Raw genomic sequence first — 23,521 nt, 5'->3', positions numbered from 1 at the left:
ACTGAAGGCACCGGGACCATAAAGCGTCCAAATGAATTGTCGCTGATGGATGAAACGCAAAAAAATCATCGCCCTTTTTGGGCGATGATTCTCCAAGATCCGAGCTGCAGTCAGCCGCGTCTGGCTAAAGCGTTCATATGTAGGAAAAAAGTGTCCTCCAGCGTCGGTGCCTTCTCCATAAACTCAGCACCCGGCTGCTTTTTCCCCATCAGCCTGACTCTCATGTTAGTTTCCGTCATTTGAAAATGGATTAACAGTTCCTGCGGGATCCGTTCGAAGGCCTCAAGATCAACCTCGCCCTCCCAGACGCTGGAGGCAACATTCAGCTTCCATTGGCTCGGGGAACCAATATATCGAATGCGCCCGCGATGAACCCAAATCACCGTATCTGCTGCCTCTTCCCATTCATTCAACTCGTGGGCAGCAACGATGACCATTCGGCCGCGCGCATATTTAGTAAGATAGGTGATAAGGAATTTGCGCTCCTCTGCATCCATGCCGTTCAGGGGTTCATCCAGGAACAGAAAGGACGGCGAAGCAATAAGCGCCTGTACGACGGCAATCCGCCGCTGTAACCCTTGCGATAGATTCTTGACCTTACTCTTGCGAACAGGCTCCAGCCTAAAGTCCAGCATCAGCCGGTCGATGGCTTCCGGGTTATAGATGCCTTTCAATTCCGCCATATAGGTCAGCAGCTTGCCGACCTTCATATCCCCGTATAGCTCGATATCAGCCGGAACATAACCAATTTGGCTCCGGATGAGCGGAAGATGGTCTCCTGCCTTGCGCCCACTATATAGAATTTCACCTGCGTCGGGAGCTTGCAGCGTGGCCAACAGCTCGATCAGCGTTGTTTTTCCCGCGCCGTTCGCTCCGACAATCAGGTTCAAGCCGGAATGAATCTCCGCTTTCTCGATTTCAAGCCGATACGTTCCGGCCTGTCGTTCCAGTCCTTCTACCCTAATCATTAGCGGTTCTCCAGGCTCCGTTCAATTTCAGACTGCGGCCGTAGGAGGAGACAAGCAGGATCAATCCGATAACAAGCAGGGTCATATCCGTCAGCATTTTACCGCCCATCGATACCCCGTGATCGATAATCTGGCCCTGGATGACAATCCACATGCCGTAGACCAATACGGCAGAGATCAGCGATACCACCATCCCTTTGCGAAAGAGCATATACATCGCAGCACCGCCCGTCACCAATAGAATCCCCATCCACTCCAGAATAAAGGGTCCGAATAAAAAGTGAGAGGTCTCCGCCTGGATGGATCGAAGCCCGAGGGCAAGCGTGCTCAGCAGCGCCATTCCGATGACAATGCCGGTCACAAGCAGCAGCCGGGTATACAAAACAAGTGCCGGCGGGTATGGGGTTAGCGTCTCTACAGCTCTCATCCCTTTATCCCAGGTTCGGCTGCTGAACAGCATGGATACGATCAACAGCAGGGGCGTGATTAATGGAAAAATGCCGCCAGGCAATCCGGCAAACTGATCCAACGGGTATTCCGGGTCAATCAGCAGGACGAGCATGCAGAATACCGCCCCGGCTGTGAGCAGGATGGATCTTTGATTCAAACGAATCTGGCTCCGTAGGATCTGTTTCAATGAGGGCGGGTCCACCTGTGGATTAAAATCCAGCTTGGGGGACTCGGGCTCAATCTTGAGCTGATTGAACTCTCCCTGAAGGGACGCAATGAGTTGGGCCGTCTCATCCGGTGACGGCGATGGAAGGGCAGCTCGTCTAAGGGGACCCCGCAGCTCGTCTTCAAGTCTTCTCAATTCGTTATCGAATGGATGATCCATGGAGATACACCTCACTTTCTTTTACTTTGCACTGCGAATCTGACTCTTCCGATTTGGAGCGGCTCCTGACCTGTTCTTGAGGACTTTTCTCCCGTGTCCGCTGGCGCGGATTCACGGGTACCAAATCGGAATGCTCCATGGACAACGTTTTCTTTAACTTTCTTAAACCGTTATATAGATGTGTTTTTACCGTACTTAAGGGGAGGTCAACCAGGTCTGCGATTTCCTGCAGCTTCAGATCATGAAAGAATCGAAGGGATATGACTTCCTGTTGTATATCGGGCAGGCTCTCCAGCGATGCGGCTATCTCCAGTGATGTCTCCTGCCTCTCCACAAGCTCCTCGGCACCGGGTGCAGGATCGTATGCATCAGGCATCTCCTCGCCTGCAAGCCCCTCAGACCTGTACGATGCGCTCTTCCAGTAATCCTTGCACATATTCAGGGCGACGCGGTATAACCAGGAGCGAACATGTTCCAGTGTCCCGTGCTGGTTCAGATGCCGTATGAGCCGGATAAAGGTTTCCTGAACGATATCTTGAGCCTTCTGCCTGTCAACAAGCCGCTGGGTTGTATAACTGAGCAGAGGTCCATGGTACCTGGTCACCAACATTTCGAATGCTTCCTGGTCGCCGGCCGCCATGCGTTCGGTCAGCTGCTGATCAGAAATCATGCCTTCCCCCCCTTTCTATATGCATTTCTAATCTTCCCATTTTATCTATTTCTCAATTATAACCGACCGTGTGCATGTGCATAGTCGTCATTATTTGACATTCATCATGGCATCCCACTTTTGCTGCCACTCCTGGTATGTGATCGGTTTCTCCGGGTCCAGGAATTTGTTCCGCTCGGTATCGGGCAGCCGCACCCCTTGTTGGTAAAAATGCACCAGCAGTTCTTTGACCTGGTGCCCTCTGCCCTCTTCCAATGCCCTTCTGACTTGCTTGGCCATGCTGATGCCGATTTTGTTCTGAGGGTCGCTGCCGTCCCCGTTTTTGAACAGCAGCTGCTGTACCGAACGCAAATTGAGATACGCCGATCTTAATTCCTTATCGCTGAGCCCTTTCTCTTCAATGTAATACACGTACCAGAACAGACTGCTGATCTTTCCGCGCACATCTCTCTCTGGATGTTCATAATAATTATAAATGGCATCCTGGTTGCCAAACAGAATGGAATTCATCCACTCGCCTGACAGATTGCTGATGTTATACGTGTATTGGTGAGAGGAGAGAATCAACGAATGGTCTACCCGAGGATATCTAAATCCTTGGCCCAGATACAAAATCTTGTCCACGCTGCCTTTAAACTCGGGTACCCATTTGGCAAAATAGTCGTGTTTTTTCTTCAGATCACGCAGCATCAATTTTGATGTTTTCTCCAGATACGGGGTTGTCACAACCATGATCGGAAATTGATTCAAGCGAATCTCCCTCCAGAACTTGCCTCCGTACAGGGAAACATTCTGTTCGGTCCCCTGGACCTCAAACCGCTGATAGCCCGGCCTTCGTTCCAGCTCCTTCATCCCCGTATACAAGGGAACCGGGTAGCCTTCCACCTCCAGCCGCATATCGCCGAAAGAATAACGCATAACGCCGTATTCCCCGCCAAGATACATTTCGGTTGGCCGATTGTTTTCCTCCGGATTCTTCAAGTACACATTCTGATGCCCGGGCAGCGGGTACCAGGCCATATGTCCCTCCAGCTTAACTTCGGGTCCCACACTATAGGCGGCAAATTCTTCGCTGGAGTATCCGGGCATAAAATCCATAACATGACCTCTGTATGTCAGCTCTGCTTGAATGTCGTTTCCATTCGCAACGCCCGCCATACTTACCGAAATCCGCTCTCCTTGTCTGCGATATGGAGCGTCCACTCCCTGGAGCTGGACACGGTCCAGCTTGAACATCCGGTTCAGGGTCAGCGGAAGCTGCTTCTTACCCGATACTTCATCAGAGAGTGGTATATTCAGCCTCGCCGTAACCAGAAGTTCATCATTCGGCAGTCGTTTCAGTTTGATATCGTAGGAGGAAACCCTGTAAATCGATCCGATTTCCGTATCATTAACATAGGAAACCGAAGGGTCCTCCAGCCTGTTATCAATTTGGGCATATCGTTCCGACCAGATCGTACTGTAAGGTACCGCGGCAATCGCTGTTAACACAAAAGTGCCGAGCACGGCAACCCAACCTGCCCTCAAGAGCATCGTTGGACGCCTGCGGTTTAACAAGAACAAACACACGGTAAGCAGCATGAGGGTGAAAGCCAGCACGAACCACCGGGCCAGCTGTATATCCTCGGTTAACAAGCCGTATCCCCAATTCTCATACTCATACCGGTTGGACTGCAGAAAAAATTGATTGAGATGGAACACTTGAGCCGGAAGCCATTTCAGTTCGCTGATGATATAAATCTCCATGAAAAAAGTTCCGAACATCCATGCACAGAAACCGATCAAATAAACAATCCGATTCGGAATGCTCGCTCCAAGAAGCATCGCGAGCGCCAGAGTTACCATATAGGAAACTTCATACTGCACGGCAATTTGCATCGTGTGCATGATCGCAATTTCACTGGCAATGCCTTTGCTAACCGACAGGATGTAGAATATAACCGACGTGGACAGCGTGAACAGGGAAAAGTACAGCAGGCTCACCACGTATTTCGATGACAGCAATGTAAAGAAGGGTACAGGCAAGCTGTGATTCCATTCGAAGGATCGGCGGCTGATGTCTCTGCGGATGGACAAAATGCCGATCAGCATAGCCGGGCCTAGCGTCATCGTATGGCCCAGCATATGGAAGGAATACGCAGCCGTGTACAGATTATGGTCTGCCCCGTTGCCGCTGGCCGCTTGCAGCATCATGACGATAAACAAAACGGCATAGATGATTGGCATTGAGGCAAACAGAGGATTGCCAAACAGGAGCCGAAGTTCCAGGAGGCTGTGCCTCCACCATTTATGCATGGCGATCCCTCCGCAGCAAGGCCAGATAACCGTCTTCTAAAGAAGGATCAGCCGCAAACGCCCCTTCAACCGGCGCAGTTGGACTGATAAAGCGGCACAAGATGCCTTCCGGAACCGTTCGGGTGGACACAACGGACATGGGATCAATCAAGGCAAATTCGTCCGGGCTCATCACGGCTTCCCATACTTGCCCTTGACCGCAGGCCTGTAGTTCAGCCAGGCTCCCTGTCATGACCAGCCTCCCCTTGTTCATAACGGCGATACGCCGGCAGTTGCTCTCGATGTCGGCTACGATATGGGTTGACAGCAGCACGGTCCGGTTGATGCTAAACCGAGTCAGCACGTTACGAAACCGGACACGCTCCTGAGGATCAAGCCCGGATGTCGGCTCGTCAACGATCAGAACGTCCGGGGATCCTAATAGCGCTTGGGCAATGCCCAGCCGCTGCTTCATTCCTCCGGAGTATGTGCGCACTTTCTTGTCGGCCTTCTCTTGGAGATTCACCATCTCAAGCAGCCTGGAGATTTCCTTCAGCCTTGCGTTTCGATCGGTAATCCCCTTCATAGCGGCAACATAATCCAGATAATCCCTGCCAGTCAGCTGCGGGTAAATATGAAAGTGCTGCGGCAAATAACCGATCATCTGCCGAATCTCCTCAGGCCGTCCAAGCGATATCCCGTTCATTCTTACCTGCCCGGAGGTTGGAGACAATAAGGTCGACAGGATACGCATCAGCGTTGTTTTGCCAGCGCCATTGGGTCCCAGCAGACCGGTCATGCCTTTATCAAATTGTAGAGAAACATCCAAGAGCGCCCATGCGCCCTTGCGATAGGTTTTGGATAGATGTTCAATGGTAATCATTCTAGAATCCTTTCACCATTTACGATTATGGGATAAGCCCGCGCGGTTTACGTTAATTGGAACGAACCGCCTTCTCAAAAAGTTTGAATTTTCACCGTTCTAAAGCCAATTTATTTATAAGGTGCAAAAAAGCCCGTGATCCTAAGAACGGATTGCGGGCATAATCTAATGGGTTCTGATCTTATTAGTATAACATGCAGCGGCAATGTTCATCCGCAATCCTTCAAGGCGTAAATATTTCACGTCCCAAATGATTAACAGGATCGATCATTCATGTGCTGTTTGCGTTACCGGTGCGCTTCATACTGGTTCGCGCGGGTTATAGCCTGAATCGTCTGGATATCTTGCGGCGACAGCTTCTCCACAGTACCTGCAGCAATATTATGCAGCAGCTGTTCAAGCGAGCTTGCGCCGGGAATCGTGCAGGCAACGGCGGCATGGCTTAACGCATAGCGAATGGCCGTATGAGTCAGATCCGCGCCATTTCCATACTCTTCAAGTCTCTTCAGAATGTCCAGCAGCTCATTTTTGCTGTAGTCCAGGTAACCCTTCTCTGCCTTGGATTGGCCCCGATCCGACAAGATCCCCCGGGCAACGGGACCCCGCGCAATGGCGGAAATCCCATTCTCCGCCAGCAGATCGAGCACCTCCTCCTCCGGTCTCCGGTCCAGGATGCTGTATTGGCTCATGACACTGACGATATTGGATTTACTCACATATTCACGGATGACATTCGGACGGATGGACGAAATCCCGTAATAGCGAATCCATCCTTCCCGCTTCAGCTCTTCAAAAGCTTCGATCGTCTCTTCCACCGGATCATCCAGCGTTCCTCCATGGAGCTGATACAGATCGATATAATCCGTACCCAGCCTGCGAAGACTGTCCTTGACGGCGGATTTTATGTAATCTTTGGAGGGGTCCCATACCCAGCCATCCTGACCTTCAACACGCCGGTTGCCTACTTTGGTAGCGATAATGACATCCTCTCTCCGGCCTTGAACGGCTTTGCCGACCAGTTCTTCATTACGACCCTTATCGTACAAATCCGCCGTGTCCAAGAAATTCACGCCCTGATCAAGCGCTTCATGAATCAGCTTCACCGCTTGTCCTTCGTCCGTTCCCAATGACATGCAGCCCAGCCCAATTTCGCTTACATACAATTCTGAAGATCCCAGCTGATTGGTTCTCATGTTCGATATCCTCCTCTTATTTATGATGAATAAGGTTCTACCCCTTTACTTACCTTAAAATATCGATCCAGATCTTGAACGCCGTTACCGCAATGAGAATCGCCAAGGCATATCGCAGCAGACGAACATTCAGCCTGCGGCTGATCATGGCGCCGATAGGCGCACCCAGCAGGCTCCCCACAACGGCAAACAGGGAAGGCCAGAACGGAATGCCGCCTGAAACGATTTTGCCAATAACACCGCCGACCGCAGACAGAAATACGATAGCAAGTGAGGATGCAATGGTGATCCGAGTCGGTATTTTTAGAACCGTGAGCATAATGGGGATGAGGATAAAAGCGCCTCCGGCACCAACGATCCCGGCAATGCCTCCGACTATGAACGCGGCTCCCATTGCAATCCCTGAATGATAGGTAACCTCGCTCACCGACCTCTGTTCCATGGACGCCCGTGTCGGCACAATCATTAATAACACAGCGATAACCGCCAGGAAACCGTAAACGACGTTGATCGTTCCGCTGGTCATCAGCATCGATGACAGGCTCCCGATCAGACTGCCTACCAGCGTGCTGGCCCCCATCTGAATAACCAATGGCTTGTGAACGTATGACTCACTTCCGCGCGAACTCATCCGGTTGGTTATCATGCCTGACAATGAGGCGAAAAATACCTGAAGCATGCTAATGGATGCCACTTCCTTGGAAGTGAAAGCCTCCAATCCAAACCAGGAGGGAACATACAGCAGCAATGGGAAATTAATGATAGCCCCGCCAATACCCAGCAGCCCAGAGAAAAAGGAACCAATGATACCTATAAAGATCATGACTACAAGCTGCACTATCAAGGTGATCGATCTCCGTTTCATTTGATATCGTTTTACGGGCACATTGCTATTGAATGTACCTCGTTGTTGATTTATAATAAAACCCAAGTATTTATATCGGAAATCAGGGAGGTGTGTGGCGATCATGTTAAACAAGCTGAAATTTCTCTTCCAGGACCGATGTCCTGACTGCGAGCAGAAGCTGATCTCCAAGCAGGAAGACATGGCTACGATCAAGCATTGCCCGGATCACCACTACACCGAGGAAATATATAATCAGTTGGGCGTTACAATTGTTTATCATCCCAGTAAAGACAACAGTTAAATCAGCCTAAACCCGGCACAAACCATCCCAATCGCTCATACCGTCTCTAATCCATTTACTTACTCAATCCATTCCCCTCCCGCTGACCTAACGAGAAACAGAACTGTAATTTCAGTAACCATCACCAGAAGTGAGCAGATGAAAATAACAGACATCATATCCCCCGAATCCAGATTCAGCATGAATGGGTACAGGATAAGCAATAACAGCTGCCCAGCCATAAACAGGTGCAGCCGGAAGCGGGCTTTCCTATCCAATTCGGATTCCGTGCCTGTATAATGAGCTTGAATCCCTCTGCAAATACTGTAAATCAATGCCGTATGCAGGAGCACGGCAGGCAGTAGAATGAACAGGTTCTTAACCGATTGCATGTGCACGCTGTCCATTGCGACCTCGGGGAACCAAAATAATGAAGCCGCCGACCACACCAGCAGCAGCCAAGCCGACAGATGTCCCAGCCTAAAATATCCGTTCAATCGCTGCAGCCGCCATAACCCTGAGGCAATCAGCAGATACCCCAGCATATCGGGCAGTATATCCACCATTTCAACCTTCAGATCGATGAGTACAAAGAGCAGCCCCCAGAGTATACGATACCAAGCGCTTCTCATAATCCCTTCCTTCTTTCGCGGACATATGCCGTCATTTCTTTATCGGTCGGACTTGGATGATAAGGTATGATCGTATCTTCCTGCCAGGTGCCCTGACCTTCCTCCGTAAACGTTGTTCTCAGCATTAACTGATACACTTGCATACTCTTCTCACGAGACGGCATGTTAAATTGATAGCTGATCCTAAAAGAGTCCCCTTGATTCATCTTCGCTGGAAGCTGTATCTCCTGAATAGGCATACCGCTCTGTTCCATCTGTGACTCCGGAGGTAGCGGGCGGTAACTTGTACCCGGCCCTTGACCCGAGATATCGGCATAGATTTGCAAAGCTCCTTCTTCTGCGATATCCAGAAACTTCGAGCAGAACGCTGTTAACTGAAGCGGCCGCTTGATGACCGCGGAGTTGTTTCCCGAGTGATCCGACGAGGATCCACCGGAGGTCCACTCCACGGGTTTGACTTCGTTATATGTGCCAGGCCAAATGTAAATTTCTCCTACATCCACCTGTTCCGAGGTTCCATCGGAGTAAAGCGCGGTGATCTCGCGGACAAGCACTGGCTCCTTAAGCAGCTCTTCCGCCACGCCCTGCCCTCGAGCAGGGTTATTTAAATTCACCATCATTTTCCCTAGATACTGCCTTTGGTACTCTGCATATTTGGGGTAAGGTGTCACGATCTGTTCAGGGTAACCCTCGATCTGAATGGTGCTCAGGGTCTTATCGGCTCGTTTGTCCTCTATATAATACAAGTCAAACACGTGCCCTTCCCTATCCGATGTCTCAACATGATGCGCAAGGAATACCGTTCTTCCCAGTTGGTTGGCTTCATAATACCAGACATTTCCGATCCAGCTGCAGGCAACCAGCAGGATGGCGAGCCCATAATACCACTTCTTGCTCATGGCCCCTCCTTATGTATCAAGCGTTTGTTCTTATTCTTTAACTATATTAACACGTAAATATAATAAGGGGGTTTGCACAGCGTTAATTTTTCGGTGCGTTTCTCCGGAGGGGCTCTCGAATTGAAATTTGAAATAAGGAGGCCGATTCATGGACAGACTATTTGAAGCAATCGAAATCAAGGAAGGTGTCCATGATGAATCCATCCATCGAAGAAATTACGAATTGGCTTGAATCCAAGAGCAGCCACACCCTTCACATATCCAAGGAAGAAGACAAAGATCAGGACCAGATTGAATTACAGCTGGAACGATTGGAGCATCATCAGCATCAGGAGCCGTCCATTGACGGTTATGGGGATCGCAGCGCTTTGCTGCTGCACGGTTCCGGTGTTGTCATGACTGCGGGCCACACAGCACCGCTGCCAACCAACGCCTATGTCATCGGGCTGGATGGGCTTAAAGCTGCGGAGATCCACGACAATCATGTCGTACTCACAACGGAGCGTGGTACTTACACCATCAAGGCAACCTGACGCAGCCGAATTGAAAAACGCCAAGAACCGCCAGCATGATTCATCTGGCGGTTCTTTTAGGCTGTTTGCACGCTGGTGCTCAAACGAACGAAAAGGTACATAAAAAGGCTACACAACATCCCTATTCTCGCTTGTATCTCCACATATGTTTCTGGACATCTCCATGCATCGCAGGGATGGCCAATCCCGCGTCTGAACGGCCCTCGGTCCCAGCATATAGCGATGGGCCGTTTCGCGCTGGCACTCAGCAAGCAGCGCAGGCTTCTGCCACCTAACCAGAGTCCCATTTTTTTATCTTCCTGGACCTGTTTAAGACTGGGCAGCGGACCGTTTCAGGATCATAACGTCCCTTCCCGGAATCGTAACATGGCCTGAAACCTGCCGGTTGCTCAGAAGATCGAATAGCTTGGCAGAACCTGCATCGAACGTCATCTCTTCGGCGTTGTGGTTCAATACGAACAGGTAGGAACCTCCATCCTTCACCCGTTCCGTAACCTCTACCCCGGTTGGTGTATTCAGCAGCGGCTTCACCCCCTGCTCTTCGCACAGATTAGCAAGAAAGCCCTGCAGGAACTTCGAATCCGGGCTGCTGGCTACATAATAGGCCAGTCCCTCTCCAAACCTATTCCTGGTTACAACAGGAGTTCCTTTATAGAAATCAGAACCGTACCCAGCCAGAACCTCCGCTGTCTCCGCATGGATGACATCGCACAGCAATCCACAAGGATAACTTCCACGCAGTGATCCCCATTCCTGATTCCATTCGATCTGATTGTGCTGCCCAGGAAGTAGGGCATCGATCTCTTCAGCCCAGATTCCCATCACGTGGCGCAGCTCGCCAGGATGACCTCCAAGGGTCACAAGATCGTTCTCGTTGACGATGCCGCTGAAGAAAGTGGTCACAAAGGTTCCTCCCCGGGATACGAATTGCTCCACACGCCGGGCTACACCCGGTTTCACCATATACATTACGGGCGCAACCACCACATCATACTTGCCCAGATCCTCTTCAACACCGATGATATCGGTCTGAATATTCAACTGGTACAGCGCGTCGTAGTATTTATGAACCTCGTCCACATAGTTCAGGGCTTTGGAAGGTCCGCTTGAAAGCTCCAGCGCCCAGCGGTTCTCCCAATCATACATAATCGCCACCTTGGCGTTCGAGCGGGAACCGAGCAGCTGGTCTCCGAGCTGCTGCAGCTCTGCGCCCAGCTCCGCGCATTCCCGAAAGACGCGGGTATGCTCATGCCCCACGTGCTCAATCAACGCGCCGTGGAACTTCTCGCAGGCCCCCACGGAACGGCGCAGCTGAAAGAACATCACCGTATCTGCGCCATGGGCTACAGCCTGGTAGCTCCACAATCTCATCACGCCGGGGCGCTTCGCGGAATTGTAAGGCGACCAGTTCTGAACGCTCGGGGTCTGCTCCATCAGCATGAATGGCTGGCCGCTTTTCAAGCCCCGCATCAGGTTATGGGACATCGCCGTAAAGCTTACCGGCGTATCGATTGCGGGATAGTTGTCCCAGGACACAACATCCATATGCTTCGCCCACTCGAAGTAATCCAGCTCCGGATAAAAGCCCATCAGATTCGTGGTCACCGGCATGTCCGGGGTAATCTTCTTCAGTTCATCCCGTTCGAGGCGATAGCAGGCAAGCAGGCTGTCCGACTGGAAGCGACGGTAGTCCAGCGATATCCCCTGGAAGAACGTCCGATTCCCGCCAAACTCTTCGCTGAGTGCATTCGGCACCACAATTTCGTCCCACTCGTAAAGGGTATGGCCCCAGAACCCGGTATTCCAGGCGGCATTCATTTTATCGAGCGTGCCGTAACGCTCTTTCAGCCAAATACGGAACTGCGATTCGCAGTTATCACAATAACAATAGCCGCCGTACTCATTGGAGACATGCCAGATCACGAGTGCCGGATGGTCCTTGTACCGCTCAGCCAGCTTGCGCGCCATCAGCGCAGAATATTTGCGATACGTCGGGCTGTTTGGACATGAGTTGTGGCGCCCTCCGAATTTGCGCTTGCGTCCATCGTAATCCACTCGGAGAATGTCTGGATATTTCTTGGCCATCCAGGCAGGATGCGCCCCCGTGCTTGTTGCCAGGCAGACATGGACCCCTTCCTCTGCCAGACGATCCATAATTTCATCCAGCCATGTGAAATCGTAGCTATGCTCATCGCGCTGTGTTTTTGCCCAGGAGAATACGTTGAGAGTTGCCACATCGACCCCTGCCAGCTCAAACATCCGCAGATCTTCTTCCATCGTGGCCTTATCCCATTGCTCGGGGTTATAGTCTCCGCCATACCATATCTTCGGAACACGCTGATTTATCATAGAATTGCCTCCTTTATGAGTGTCCAATAAGAAAACGTCAATCGATGTTGATAATCTGTCTAAAAGAAAAGAGGCACCATCCCTTGTATCTAAGAACAAGGGATCATACCTCTTATGAAAGATCTACTTACACATTACGAGCACTACCTGCCGCTTACTTGCTCAGGCTGTCCCAAGACGTCTGCATGTCTTCAAGCATCTTGTTTGCGTCGGACTTGCCTGCAAAGAACGCCTGCATGGAGCCTGAGAATTCCTGCGCTACCCCGTCAGGGAACTTGGCAGATTGTCTTGGCAGCACTTTTCCGGCTTGGACGTATTCCCACACAGCCGAGCCCAGGTCGCCCATATCTTCCGGCGTCGCTTCGATGGTCGTTAATGCCGGAATGAATTTGAATTTCTTCACGATGTACTCTTTACCGATATCGGATGTGACAAACCAGTTGAGGAAGATCTTTGCTTCTTCCTTCGATGCGGAATCCTTGTTGATAACAAGGTTCGCAGGAACGCCCACGTTCAGCTTATCATTTTGCTCCGCATTGTCGCCAAGCGGCATCGGCAGATAGCCGAGATTCAGATCAGGGTTGATGGCATCGATCTCGGTTTGGGACCAGTTGCCATTCTGCATCATGGCTGTTTTTTCGGTGGCCAGCAGGGAAATCGCCGTGTTGTAGTCCGTAGTCAGCGGGTTCTTGTTGCCATGATCCAAGGTCAACTGCATCAGCTTGGCCCACTCTTCGAACTTCGCATTGCCTGAAAATTTTTGCGTTCCGTCATTCAAGCCCTGAATAAATGCATTCGGATCATCCTGCTGGGCAAATGCCGGGTTAATGCCCTGGTTGCCGATCAACCACCACTCCTGGTAAGCGTTCGCAAAAGGAGTTGTGCCAGCAGCTTCCAGTTTCTTCGCAGCTTCCTCCAGCTGGGCATAGGTTTTCGGGAGCTCGGTAATGCCTGCTTGCTCAAACAAATCTTTATTGTAGATATAACCCCATCCTTCAAGGTTCATCGGCATGCCGTATACTTTACCGTCTTTGGTCATCGGCTCCTTCGCCATCTCAACCAGATCGTTCACCCAAGGCTGGTCGGACAAGTCCTCCAGACGGTCGATCCACATCTCCATCTCGGCATCGCCGCCATTGGAGAAAATATCAGGCGCATCGTTGGACGCAAATTTGGTCTTCAGTGCAGCGCCATAGTCCGCACCGCCGCCTACCGTTTGAATATCCAGCTTGATGTTCGGGTATTCCTTCTCAAATTCCACCTTGAGCTCATTCAAGCCATCCACGATTTCGGTTTTGAATTGGAAAATCTTAACCGTCTTGACTTCACCAGAGGCCCCGTCCGAGCTCCCGCCTTGACTTCCCTCCGACTTGCCGCCGCACGCTGCCAGCAGCATGGAGAAAGCCAGCAGCATCACAAGTGATAATTTCATTTTGTTCATCTTACTACCCCCTAGTAATGTTTATATATAAATGATGGAAAACCAATGTAGGAAGCGCCCGACTGCCCTACCCCTTAACGGAGCCGGCAGCGACGCCTTCAACGATATACTTCTGCAATGACAGGAAGAAGATGATAATCGGCGTAATGCCCAGCACCAGAGCCGGCAGCGCCATGTCCCATTGCTTCGAGTACTGCCCGAAGAATGCAAAGGTTGCGAGCGGAATGGTACGCAGCTCCGGACTTTGCAGGATCAAGGATGGCAGCAGGTAGTCATTCCAGACCCAGAGACAGTTCAGGATGATGACCGTCACCATCATAGGTTTCAGCATAGGCAAAACGATCCGGGCAAATACCTTGAACGGGGAAGCTCCGTCCACCGTAGCAGCCTCTTCGATTTCAAGTGGTATCCCCTTCACAAAACCATGGAACAGAAAGACCGACAGCGGTATGCCGAGGCCCAGATAGCTGAGAATCAAGCCTACGATGCTGTTGTTAACGCCCAGGAAGTTAATGACCTGAAGAAGTGGAATCATAATGGATTGGAACGGAATGACCATAGCCGATACAAACAGCATGAACACGATGCGATTGAATCTTGTATTGGACCGAACCATCCGGTAAGCGGCCATCGCGCTCAGCAGGGCGATGATCAGGTTGCTGATGACCGTAATGATGATGGAATTCGTGAATGCTTCCGGGAAGCGGGTCATTTCCCATGCCTTGCTGTAATTGTCAAAGTGAAACGCAGTCGGCCAATTGGCCGCATCCACCATAATATCCCCCAGCGATTTGACCGAGTTCACCAGCAGGAAATAAAAAGGCGCCAGAAAGATCAGAGCCACAACCACCATAACAATCTGCAATACGATATGGGAAGCCGACATCGGAGGTTTCTTCGTTCTCACTTAAGCTTCAACCTCCTTCTGTTTCGTTAATCGGACTTGAATGAGTGTGATGACCGCAACAACGAGGAAGAAAATCAAAGATTTGGCTGTCCCGAGTCCATACCGGTTATTCAGGAACGCCTCGTTGTACACATTCATGGCCAGTGACTCCGTGGAGCGATACGGTCCGCCTTTTGTGAGGGACAGGTTCAAATCGAACATTTTGAATGACCATGAGATCGCCAGGAACAAACAGACGGTGACCGCTGGCATAATGAGCGGAACGATGATGCTCTTCAGCACCTGGAAGCGGTTCGCTCCATCAATTTCAGCGGCTTCCATCACTTCCTTGGATACATTCGTAATGGACGCAATGTAGATGACCATCAGATAGCCTGACGACTGCCATACGAATACCATCACAATCCCCCAAAAGCCGGTCACTTCGTCTCCCAGCCATGGAAGATTAAAGAACGGAATTCCCGTAACCTCGCCAACGGTTGCAAAGCCCTTCACGAAGATAAACTGCCAGATGAAACCGAGCAGCAATCCGCCGATCACATTCGGCATAAAGAAGATCGTTCGCAGCCAGTTGCGCGCCCGGATGTTTTTTGTCAAGAAGTAGGCCAGGAAAAAACCGACCACATTCGTTAGAAGCACACCCACGATCGTAAACCTGGTGGTGAACCAGAACGACTGTGCGAATGCGCTGTCATTTGTGAAAATCTGTTTGAAATTGTCCAGCCCCACCCATTCGACATTCCCCGATACACCATTCCAGTTGGTGAACGAGTAATACATCCCCATCACAAATGGGATAATGATCGTAATACCGAAAAACAGCAGCGCGGGTCCGATATAAACCAACTGCTGCGTCAAGGCAGCCGTTCTCTTGCTGTTCATGTAAATCCCCCTCCGCTTGTCCTATCGTTTCTCTATCCATTTCTCTATGATTTAATTATGCTAAGATGAAGACCCTGGCACTACCATAGGATGTGAACTAATTGGTATAGAAAATTGATCGGCGGTGAAAATATTGAACTGGAACAGCATACGCACTAAATTAATTACCTTCATGATCATGGCTACCATCATTCCGACCACCATCTCCATGATCATCAGTTATGTCATGACAACCAACTCGCTCAAGGAACGGGCGGTTGTTGAGAATATGAACCTTCTCTATCAGGGACGGTTGAATTTGGAGAGCTATCTGGAAGACATGAACCGTAATTCCCTTACGGTTTATTCGGATCCGGATTTTTTCCGCAGCCTCTATTACAGCCACGAGAATATCAATGCCAGCGGCAGGCAATCCGCTACGCTGCAATCGATCAATAAAGCTATAAGCGGCGCAAGGCAGGTCTATCTCTATGTTGACGGCAAAAGAGAAGCTACGTTGTTCGCGCAGGATATCGCCAGAAAGACAAGCGATGTCGCGCTTTATCCCGAAATACCCGATCTAAAGAGCCGTACGGTGTCCATTCAGCCTCCCCATCCCCTTCACACATACGGCTTTCAATTAGCCTATCCTTATGAAGCCGATCAACAAGTATTCACGATGTACCGAGTCATTGAACGAGTCCCTTCTTCGGAACGATTGGGTATTCTCGCCATTGATCTGAATATGAATTTCCTCAGCCGAATTAGCGGTCAGCTGTTTCAGCCCGAGCATGAGCAGCTCTATATTGTGAATGAAGACGGTCATGTCATGTATTCCGGTAACGAAGCCACGCTGGGTCGGCAGATCCAGGAAGACTGGTATAGCAAAATAAAGGAATCCGGCCACAAGGAAGGTCATTTCGAATATAACAACAAAATCTATTTATATAACAATATCAAGACGTCTGTCAGCGACTGGACAATGATCAAGGAAATTCCGTCCTCCTATATTCTGAGCAGCGCGGAAAAAGCGGCATTTGTCAACATTTCACTGTTAGGCGTGTCCTTGATCCTCATCATCATCGCCATGATCTGGATCTCGGTGTACATCACAGCACCGATTCGACAATTGGTAGGACTCATGAGCCAAGTGAAAAGCGGACGAATGACCGTTGATATCTCCTCCGACCGCAAGGACGAAATCGGAACCCTGCATCGCAGATTCGGCAGCATGATGGATACGATCAACAACCTTATTTTGCAGGAATACAAGCTGAAACTCGCGAACCGGACCAATCAGCTCCGGGCGCTGCAGGCCCAGGTAAACCCGCATTTTATGAACAATGCACTGCAAACGATCGGAACGCTTGCACTGGAGCATGGGATGAAGAGGATTTACTCCCTGATCTCGGCCTTGGCCCGAATGATGAGATACAGCATGTACAACACCGACAAACCGGTCACACTGAGCACAGAGCTTGATCATATCCACGATTATGTCGAGCTGCAAAAAGAGAGATTTGAGAATCAGTTCGACTTCCGTTACGATGTGGATGAGTCGACTTTGCAGGTGTTGATACCGAAGATGCTGGTTCAGCCGCTGATCGAGAACTTTTTCAAGCATGGGATGAACCCTCTGACACAAGACAATTACATCGCATTAAAAAGCCGCCGCCTCTCGGCCTCCATCGTTCAGATCACGGTCGAGGATAACGGAAACGGAATGCAGGATGAGAAATTCCAAGCACTCCAGGAACACTTATTATTGATGGAAGAGATGGATTTGGAACAGCTGCAGGTTCATTCCGAGATAGAAGCGGAAGACAGCAGCGGAATTGGGCTCATCAACATCATGACAAGGCTCAGGCTGTATTATCGCGGAAAATCCAAATTCAACATCGAAAACAACCAGCCTCACGGCTTTCGGGTTGTACTGACTATAAATGTGGAAGGTGAAACGGATGAAGGCATTAATCGTGGATGACGAGTCTCGTGTGCGAAGAGCCATCCGGCTGCTGGTCCAGTGGGAAGAGCACGGGATAACCGATATTGAAGAAGCAGCCAACGGGCTGGAGGCCATGGAGCTGATTCCGAAGTTCCGGCCAAACCTCGTGCTGATGGACATGCTGATGCCGCTCAAGAACGGTGTCGACCTGATGGAATGGATTCACAAAAATTACCCGGATATCAAATTCATCGTTATCAGCGGGCATGACGATTTTGAATTCGTGCGCAACACGATCTGGTACAGCGGCACGGACTATATCCTGAAGCCTATCGAGGAGACCGTCATTAACCAAGCAGTCCGCAAAGCAACCATGGCCTGGAGGGCCGAGGAGCAGGAGCGCCTTGCGGCGCGGCAGCAGCATGTTCAGGTGAACGAGTACCGGCCGGTCTATTCGGAGAAGCTGCTGTCGAGCCTCATCGATGACAGGAGTGCCCACTCCCAGGTGGTCAACCGTCTCAGGGACGAAGGCATCGTACCGGAGGACACGAAGACCATACGCTTGGCCGTCATGCAGATGGACAAGACCGATCATGCGCTTTTTAACCGCTTCGGCCGCCATCTGGACCTGCTCATGTTTGCCCTGCTGAATATATGCAATGAATTTCTGCAAAAGGACCGGACCGGGATCGCCTTCCGTCACTTCGGTTCTCCGCACCAGCTGGTTATTCTGTTGTGGGATCAGCTTGCCACGCTGCCTACGAGGCTTCAAGAGATCAATCAGGGGATGCACCGCACCTTGTCGCGCCACATGCATTTTGGCATCAGTTCTGACGGCCGGTACCCCCAAGACATTCCCGAATTGTATGCCCGCAGCTCGGCTGCCCTTCATTCGCGTGATTTAACGGTGCTGAACCATTTCATCCATGATGGAGAGAAACAGCTTCTCGCCGCTGCCGATCATCATAATGGCGTGCAGTTCAGCGGATTTGAAGATTCATGGAGGCTTGCTATCCTTAGCGGGCAACCCGGACCCATCGCCGAAGCAGTAGAAACCTGGATAGCGGCCATCCGCAAAAGCGGCATCCTCACGCCGGAGCTTCTGGAGCGCTGGGACCGGGAAATTGAAAGATTCGCCAACCATGTCATTCATGAAGCTGCAAACCCTTCGTCTGAAACACTATTGAAATTATACAAAGAAGAAAGCGCCAACATGGAGCGGCCAAGCCCGGACAAGTATATCTGCTCCCTGGCGGAGTGGCAGCAGCATTGGGGAGCGCTGATGAGCCTGCTGGCCTCGCTTGTGCAGTCCCAGAAGCAAACAGGTCAAGACCTGATCCATGACATTACGGCGTTTATCGAGCAGAATTATCAGAACGATGTATCCCTGTATGATATTGCAAACCGTTTTCACGTAAGCCGGGAGTACATCTCCCGCAAATTCAAGCAAAAACACGGGATTAACATCCCGGAGCATCTAAACCGGATCCGCATCTCCAAAGCCAAAATCCTGCTGCAAAACCCGGCCCTGAAGATGGCAGCGATCTCCGAGATGGTAGGCTTCAAGAACGAGAAATACTTCAGTCTTGTATTTAAGAAGCAAGAGGGCATTTCCCCCAAGGAGTTCCGCAAGCTAACGGGCGGTTATACGTAACCCGTCTAATTCACCTGTACCTTAAATTGGAACTTTTACTTGTTGTAAAACCTGAGCATACCCAAGTGGATCGTCAGATTACGGCGCTTCAACAATTGAGAAAATTATTGCAACGTCAAATCTCTCAGGCGTTGTCGAAAAGGGCAGGTTTGAGATTAGCAATCCATAAGAAACAACCCGAGTTGAATTCTGCTAAGATGTAGTTAATTTATAATATATATATCCCTTATAAACTAAGGAGAACTGAAAATGAGAAAACTCGTTCTATTTCTGCACGCATCGCTTGACGGTTTTGTAGAAGGGCCGAATGGTGAAATGGACATTGGCTGGGTTTCCTACGATGCTGATTTGGAGAAACATGCGAAAGAAATTCTGAGTACTGCCGACACTGTCATTTGGGGACGTGGGACTTATCAGATGATGCACAGTTACTGGCCATCTGTACCTTCAAACCCATCCGCTTCGCAGCATGAACGAAATCATGCCGAGTGGATCGAAAAGACAGCCAAAATCGTTTTCTCCACAACGCTGGAGAAAGTCGAATGGAATAATTCCAGACTCGTGAAAGAAGATGTCGAGGAAGAGATCAATAACCTCAAACAGCAGCCAGGCAAGGATATGGTCATCCTCGGCAGTCCTAGGTTCGCACACCACCTTATGCAGCTTGATTTAATTGATGAGTATAAAATTACGGTTTCTCCCGTCCTGATCGGTAAGGGATTGCCGTTATTCCAAGGTCTCAAGGAGAAGATCAATCTTAAGCTAATCGAAAACAAGACCTTTGATTCTGGTGAAGTGCACCCCTTAGAATGGACATTGGAATAAACCCCTGGTTTATCCGATGAAATTCTAGGGGGTGCATTTTTGTATGGCAATTAAGGGACAAAAGTATAAAACGTATTCGGAAGAGATCAAGAAAGAGGCGGTTCGTCTGCATGTTATCGAGGGATGGACTTACCGAAAGATTAATGAACACTTGGGGATTAATGATCCTCAGCGGATGAAGAAATGGATGCGGAAGTTTCGGGAACAGGGCGAGTTTGGACTGGTGGATCAGCGAGGTCGACGGGAAGCATACATCGACCAAGATCGGTATGTTCAAAAGCTCAAGCGGGAAAACGAAATGCTAAAAAAGTGCTTGGAAATCTGGATGCAGGAGGTGAAAAACAGAAATATAAAGTCATTGAGATAGCTGCCTCTAGCTACCCCGTCAGCAGCCTTTGCAAACTCTTCAAGGTCTCTCGTAGCGGCTACTACGCCTATCTGAAGCGCAAACATATGGACCGGGACAAGGAAGCTGCATTGCTCATTCGTCGGGTGTATGCGCGCTACGAAGGGAAATACGGCTACCGCCAAATCCAGTTGTTCTTGTGGCAGGATGAGGGCATATGGATGAACCACAAGAAAGTATTGCGTCTGATGCAAAAGCTCGGACTTCAATCCAACATTCGCCGCAAACGCCGTTTTAACACGGCGTACCATGCGGGGGAACGCGTGGCGGAGAATCTGTTGAAGCGAAATTTCACAGCAGAAAAACCGAACCAGAAATGGGTAACAGATGTGACGCAATACCGGGTAGGTGAGCGCTGGCTGTATCTTTCGGCAGTCAAAGATTTATTCAACAACGAGATTGTGGCCTACCAGCTTAGCGAACGCAACGACAACGAACTGGTACTAAAGACGTTCGCCAAAGCGTTTGCCAAGCAAAAAGACGTGACCGGATTGGTCGTTCACAGCGACCAAGGGTTCCAGTACACGTCTCATGCTTACCATGACATGCTGCCAAAGGTTAGCGCCCAAATCAGCATGTCTCGTCGGGGCAATTGCCTAGACAATGCCTCCATGGAGAGCTTCTTCTCGCATCTCAAAACGGAAGGGCTCTACCCTTATAATATCCGAAATCTGGCAGAGGCACAAAACCGAATTGAAAAATACATACGATTTTACAACCAGAGACGACCGCAGCGGAAATTAAACAAACTGACGCCGGTAGAGTACCGACGCCAGTTTGCAGCTTAGGTGTTTTTCCAATGTCCACAAAATGGGGTCTTGACCACTGGAGCCATAGGTCTCTTTTACCAGACGGTAAGATGACCTTGTCACTTAAGGTGATTACGCTAACGGGAGACGATAGCTCAATGAACCGCCTTTTCACAAAGGCGGTTTTCTTATGGTCACAAATCAGCATTAGAATTAGAATTTAACATAGACTTTTCCAAAAACGACCCCTATCCTATTTGCTTTCATCAAAAAGTCCTCATGCTCTCTCTACCCCCTCCGTTGCTCTAATATCATCACGCCTCGTGCCGGAACTTCGCAGGTATCCCGATGCTCCTCCCCTGTCAGCAGGTCCACATAGGTATCCCCGTCCAGGGGAACGGATTTGCTCTCTGACATGTGATTAAGCACGAAGGTGAATGCTTTATCTTCCTTGATGCGTCTTGTTACCTCGACGCCTTGAGGAGCCTTCAGGACCGGCTCAATGCCATGATCGTTGCAGATGGTCTGCATCAGATCCTTCAGGAATTTGGGTTCCGGGCTTGTCGCCACATACCATGCTTTCCCTTGCCCGAAGGCGTTGACGGTTAACGACGGCATGCCCTGATAATAATCTGAGCCATATTCGGCAACAACCTCCGCTCCCTCTGCATGAATCACGTCGCACAGAATTCCGCAGTCATAGGTGCCTTCCAGACGGCCCTGCCGTCCTCGCATCACCATCTGATTGTGCTGGCCAGGTAGCAGCGCGTCAATTTCCTCGGCCCAGATTCCCATGACCTTGCGCAGCTCTCCGGGATAACCGCCCAGCGCCACCAGATCGTTCTCGTTCACAATACCGCTGAAAAAGGTTGTCACAAACGTTCCGCCTTGCGCTACAAAAGCCTCAACGCGCTCTGCGAATCCCAGCTTCGACATGTACATTACAGGTGCGATGACTACCTCATACTTCCTGAAGTCCTCTTCAACGCTGATCATATCGGTCTGGATATGCAGCTGATGCAAGGCATCATAATATTTATGGACCTCATCCACGTAATGGAGGGCCACGGTCGGACCGCTCGACAGCTCAATGCCCCATCGGTTCTCCCAGTCATAGATGATTGCGACTTTGGCGTCGGAACGGGCATCCAGAATTCGGTCCCCCAACTGCTGCAGCTCCTTGCCCAACTCCGCGCACTCGCGGAACACGCGTGTATGCTCATGGCCCACATGCTCAATGACGGCTCCATGATATTTCTCGCAGGCTCCGATCGAGCGGCGAAGTTGGAAGAACATCACCGTATCCGCACCGTGGGCGACCGCCTGGTAGCTCCATAATCGCATAACGCCCGGACGCTTGGCGGAGTTATACGGCTGCCAGTTCTGCACGCTTGGCGTTTGTTCCATCAGCATAAAGGGCTGTCCGCCCTTAAGCCCACGCATCAAGGCATGCGTCATGGCAGTATAACTGAACGGAGTATCCAGCGACGGGTAGTTGTCCCAGGATACAACATCCATCTCTTTGGCCCATTTGAAATAATCCAGCTCCGGATAGAAGCCCATCAGATTGGTGGTCACCGGAATATCCGGCGTGATCCGCTTCAATTCATCCCGCTCCAGCTTATAGCATTCCAGCAGGCTGTCCGACTGAAAACGGCGGTAATCCAGGGATATGCCCTGGAAATTGGTCCGGCTGCCGGACCACTCCTCGCTTAGAGCGTTAGGCACAACAATATCCTCCCAGTCATAGAAGGTGTGGCCCCAGAAACGGGTATTCCATGCCTTGTTTACGGCATCCAGCGTCCCGTGATGCTGCTGAAGCCAGGTACGGAATGCCGCTGCACAGTTGTCGCAGTAACAGTAACCTCCATACTCGTTCGATACGTGCCAGATCAGGACGGCCGGATGTTCCTTATAACGCCTCGCCAGCTTCCCGGCCATAATCGTTGCGTATTTACGGTAGGTGGGGCTGTTCGGACAGGAATTATGGCGGCCGCCGAATTTGCGTTTCCGCCCTTCATAATCGACACGCAGCACATCCGGGTATTTACGCGCCATCCAGGCCGGATGTGCGCCTGTGCTGGTTGCCAGACAGACGTACACTCCATTGCTGTACAGCCGGTCTATCGTCTCATCCAACCAGCCAAAATCATAGGTTTCCTCATCCGGCTGACTTAAAGCCCAGGCGAATACATTGATGGTAGCTACATCGATGCCCGCCAGTTTAAACATGCGGTCATCTTCCTTCCAGACATCCGCATCCCACTGCTCCGGATTATAATCGCCGCCATACCACATTTTGGGTAACTTCTCGTTAATCATATTGGACTCAGCTCCTTTAAGATTTTAGATCCGGTATACATTCAACTC

At 50.5% G+C, this 23,521-nt stretch carries 21 protein-coding genes; 7 read left to right on the top strand and 14 right to left on the bottom strand.

Annotation, left to right across the window (positions count from 1 at the left end; all coding sequences use genetic code 11):
- Nucleotides 1-110 precede the first annotated feature (110 nt).
- From B9D94_RS03240 to B9D94_RS03210, 7 genes are all read right to left on the bottom strand, one after another.
- Nucleotides 111-968 (bottom strand): ABC transporter ATP-binding protein, encoded by an 858-nt coding sequence (locus B9D94_RS03240; RefSeq protein WP_148246452.1) that lies wholly within the window; start codon nt 966-968, stop codon nt 111-113.
- Nucleotides 961-1,803 carry a hypothetical protein gene (locus B9D94_RS03235; protein WP_006212746.1) on the bottom strand — a complete coding sequence of 281 codons (843 nt, stop codon included), beginning with the start codon at nt 1,801-1,803 and terminating at the stop codon, nt 961-963. The genes B9D94_RS03240 and B9D94_RS03235 overlap by 8 nt, the downstream gene beginning before the upstream one ends.
- Complete coding sequence (locus B9D94_RS03230; RefSeq protein ID WP_036643512.1) at nt 1,784-2,473, bottom strand: RNA polymerase sigma factor; 690 nt, start codon at nt 2,471-2,473, stop codon at nt 1,784-1,786. The genes B9D94_RS03235 and B9D94_RS03230 overlap by 20 nt, the downstream gene beginning before the upstream one ends.
- Nucleotides 2,474-2,563: 90 nt before the next feature.
- Nucleotides 2,564-4,768, bottom strand: coding sequence for an ABC transporter permease (locus B9D94_RS03225; RefSeq protein ID WP_148246451.1), 2,205 nt, complete (start codon nt 4,766-4,768; stop codon nt 2,564-2,566).
- Nucleotides 4,761-5,630, bottom strand: a complete 870-nt coding sequence (locus tag B9D94_RS03220; protein ID WP_006212749.1) for an ABC transporter ATP-binding protein — start codon at nt 5,628-5,630, stop codon at nt 4,761-4,763. The genes B9D94_RS03225 and B9D94_RS03220 overlap by 8 nt, the downstream gene beginning before the upstream one ends.
- A gap of 287 nt (nt 5,631-5,917) precedes the next feature.
- Complete coding sequence (locus B9D94_RS03215; protein WP_006212750.1) at nt 5,918-6,823, bottom strand: aldo/keto reductase; 906 nt, start codon at nt 6,821-6,823, stop codon at nt 5,918-5,920.
- Nucleotides 6,824-6,872: 49 nt separating this feature from the next.
- Nucleotides 6,873-7,667, bottom strand: a complete 795-nt coding sequence (locus B9D94_RS03210; RefSeq protein WP_172963901.1) for a sulfite exporter TauE/SafE family protein — start codon at nt 7,665-7,667, stop codon at nt 6,873-6,875.
- A gap of 124 nt (nt 7,668-7,791) precedes the next feature.
- Between B9D94_RS03210 and B9D94_RS03205 the strand changes: the two genes are divergently transcribed.
- Nucleotides 7,792-7,971 (top strand): hypothetical protein, encoded by a 180-nt coding sequence (locus tag B9D94_RS03205; RefSeq protein ID WP_006212752.1) that lies wholly within the window; start codon nt 7,792-7,794, stop codon nt 7,969-7,971.
- Nucleotides 7,972-8,030: 59 nt separating this feature from the next.
- Here the strand turns inward: B9D94_RS03205 and B9D94_RS03200 are convergent, their stop codons facing one another.
- A complete protein-coding gene (locus B9D94_RS03200) occupies nt 8,031-8,582 on the bottom strand; it encodes a hypothetical protein (protein ID WP_063477793.1) in 552 nt (183 codons plus the stop codon).
- Nucleotides 8,579-9,481, bottom strand: coding sequence for a hypothetical protein (locus B9D94_RS03195; RefSeq protein WP_148246449.1), 903 nt, complete (start codon nt 9,479-9,481; stop codon nt 8,579-8,581). Before B9D94_RS03195 ends, B9D94_RS03200 begins: the two co-directional genes overlap by 4 nt.
- 191 nt (nt 9,482-9,672) lie before the next feature.
- Between B9D94_RS03195 and B9D94_RS03190 the strand changes: the two genes are divergently transcribed.
- The gene (locus B9D94_RS03190; RefSeq protein ID WP_036643523.1) at nt 9,673-10,014 is read left to right on the top strand and encodes a protein YmzB; all 342 of its coding nucleotides are present in this window, start codon (nt 9,673-9,675) and stop codon (nt 10,012-10,014) included.
- 309 nt (nt 10,015-10,323) lie between these two features.
- Here B9D94_RS03190 and B9D94_RS03185 read toward each other — a convergent pair whose 3' ends face one another.
- The 4 genes from B9D94_RS03185 to B9D94_RS03170 all read right to left on the bottom strand — a co-directional run bounded on the left by B9D94_RS03185 (nt 10,324) and on the right by B9D94_RS03170 (nt 15,593).
- Complete coding sequence (locus tag B9D94_RS03185; RefSeq protein WP_148246448.1) at nt 10,324-12,363, bottom strand: beta-galactosidase; 2,040 nt, start codon at nt 12,361-12,363, stop codon at nt 10,324-10,326.
- A 154-nt stretch (nt 12,364-12,517) separates the two neighbouring features.
- Nucleotides 12,518-13,804 carry an ABC transporter substrate-binding protein gene (locus tag B9D94_RS03180; protein ID WP_148246447.1) on the bottom strand — a complete coding sequence of 429 codons (1,287 nt, stop codon included), beginning with the start codon at nt 13,802-13,804 and terminating at the stop codon, nt 12,518-12,520.
- Nucleotides 13,805-13,871: 67 nt separating this feature from the next.
- On the bottom strand, nt 13,872-14,690 hold the full coding sequence (locus B9D94_RS03175) for a carbohydrate ABC transporter permease (protein ID WP_036643633.1): 819 nt from the start codon (nt 14,688-14,690) through the stop codon (nt 13,872-13,874).
- 21 nt (nt 14,691-14,711) lie between these two features.
- Entirely contained in the window at nt 14,712-15,593 is an 882-nt protein-coding gene (locus B9D94_RS03170) for a carbohydrate ABC transporter permease (RefSeq protein WP_006212759.1), read from the bottom strand.
- Nucleotides 15,594-15,717: 124 nt separating this feature from the next.
- On the opposite strand from B9D94_RS03170, the gene B9D94_RS03165 reads away from it, so the two are divergent.
- The 5 genes from B9D94_RS03165 (at nt 15,718) to B9D94_RS03145 (ending at nt 21,190) form a co-directional block, all read left to right on the top strand.
- A complete protein-coding gene (locus B9D94_RS03165; protein WP_148246446.1) occupies nt 15,718-17,556 on the top strand; it encodes a cache domain-containing sensor histidine kinase in 1,839 nt (612 codons plus the stop codon).
- Nucleotides 17,534-19,171: a response regulator transcription factor gene (locus B9D94_RS03160; protein ID WP_148246445.1), complete on the top strand. Its 1,638-nt coding sequence runs from the start codon at nt 17,534-17,536 to the stop codon at nt 19,169-19,171. The genes B9D94_RS03165 and B9D94_RS03160 overlap by 23 nt, the downstream gene beginning before the upstream one ends.
- 249 nt (nt 19,172-19,420) lie before the next feature.
- The gene (locus B9D94_RS03155) at nt 19,421-19,996 is read left to right on the top strand and encodes a dihydrofolate reductase family protein (protein ID WP_148246444.1); all 576 of its coding nucleotides are present in this window, start codon (nt 19,421-19,423) and stop codon (nt 19,994-19,996) included.
- Nucleotides 19,997-20,039: 43 nt separating this feature from the next.
- Nucleotides 20,040-20,363, top strand: coding sequence for a helix-turn-helix domain-containing protein (locus B9D94_RS31365; RefSeq protein WP_006210604.1), 324 nt, complete (start codon nt 20,040-20,042; stop codon nt 20,361-20,363).
- The gene (locus tag B9D94_RS03145) at nt 20,306-21,190 is read left to right on the top strand and encodes an IS3 family transposase (protein WP_210190097.1); all 885 of its coding nucleotides are present in this window, start codon (nt 20,306-20,308) and stop codon (nt 21,188-21,190) included. The genes B9D94_RS31365 and B9D94_RS03145 overlap by 58 nt, the downstream gene beginning before the upstream one ends.
- A gap of 249 nt (nt 21,191-21,439) precedes the next feature.
- On the opposite strand, the gene B9D94_RS03140 is transcribed toward B9D94_RS03145, so the two are convergent.
- On the bottom strand, nt 21,440-23,473 hold the full coding sequence (locus B9D94_RS03140; protein ID WP_148246443.1) for a beta-galactosidase: 2,034 nt from the start codon (nt 23,471-23,473) through the stop codon (nt 21,440-21,442).
- Nucleotides 23,474-23,521: the final 48 nt, after the last annotated feature.

The sequence above is a fragment of the Paenibacillus sp. Cedars genome, from assembly GCF_003184205.1.
In the GTDB taxonomy this organism is placed as follows: Bacteria; Bacillota; Bacilli; order Paenibacillales; family Paenibacillaceae; genus Paenibacillus_AQ; species Paenibacillus_AQ glucanolyticus.
The sequence above is the reverse complement of the archived record's forward strand: the minus strand, read 5'-3'. Positions and strand labels throughout refer to the sequence as shown.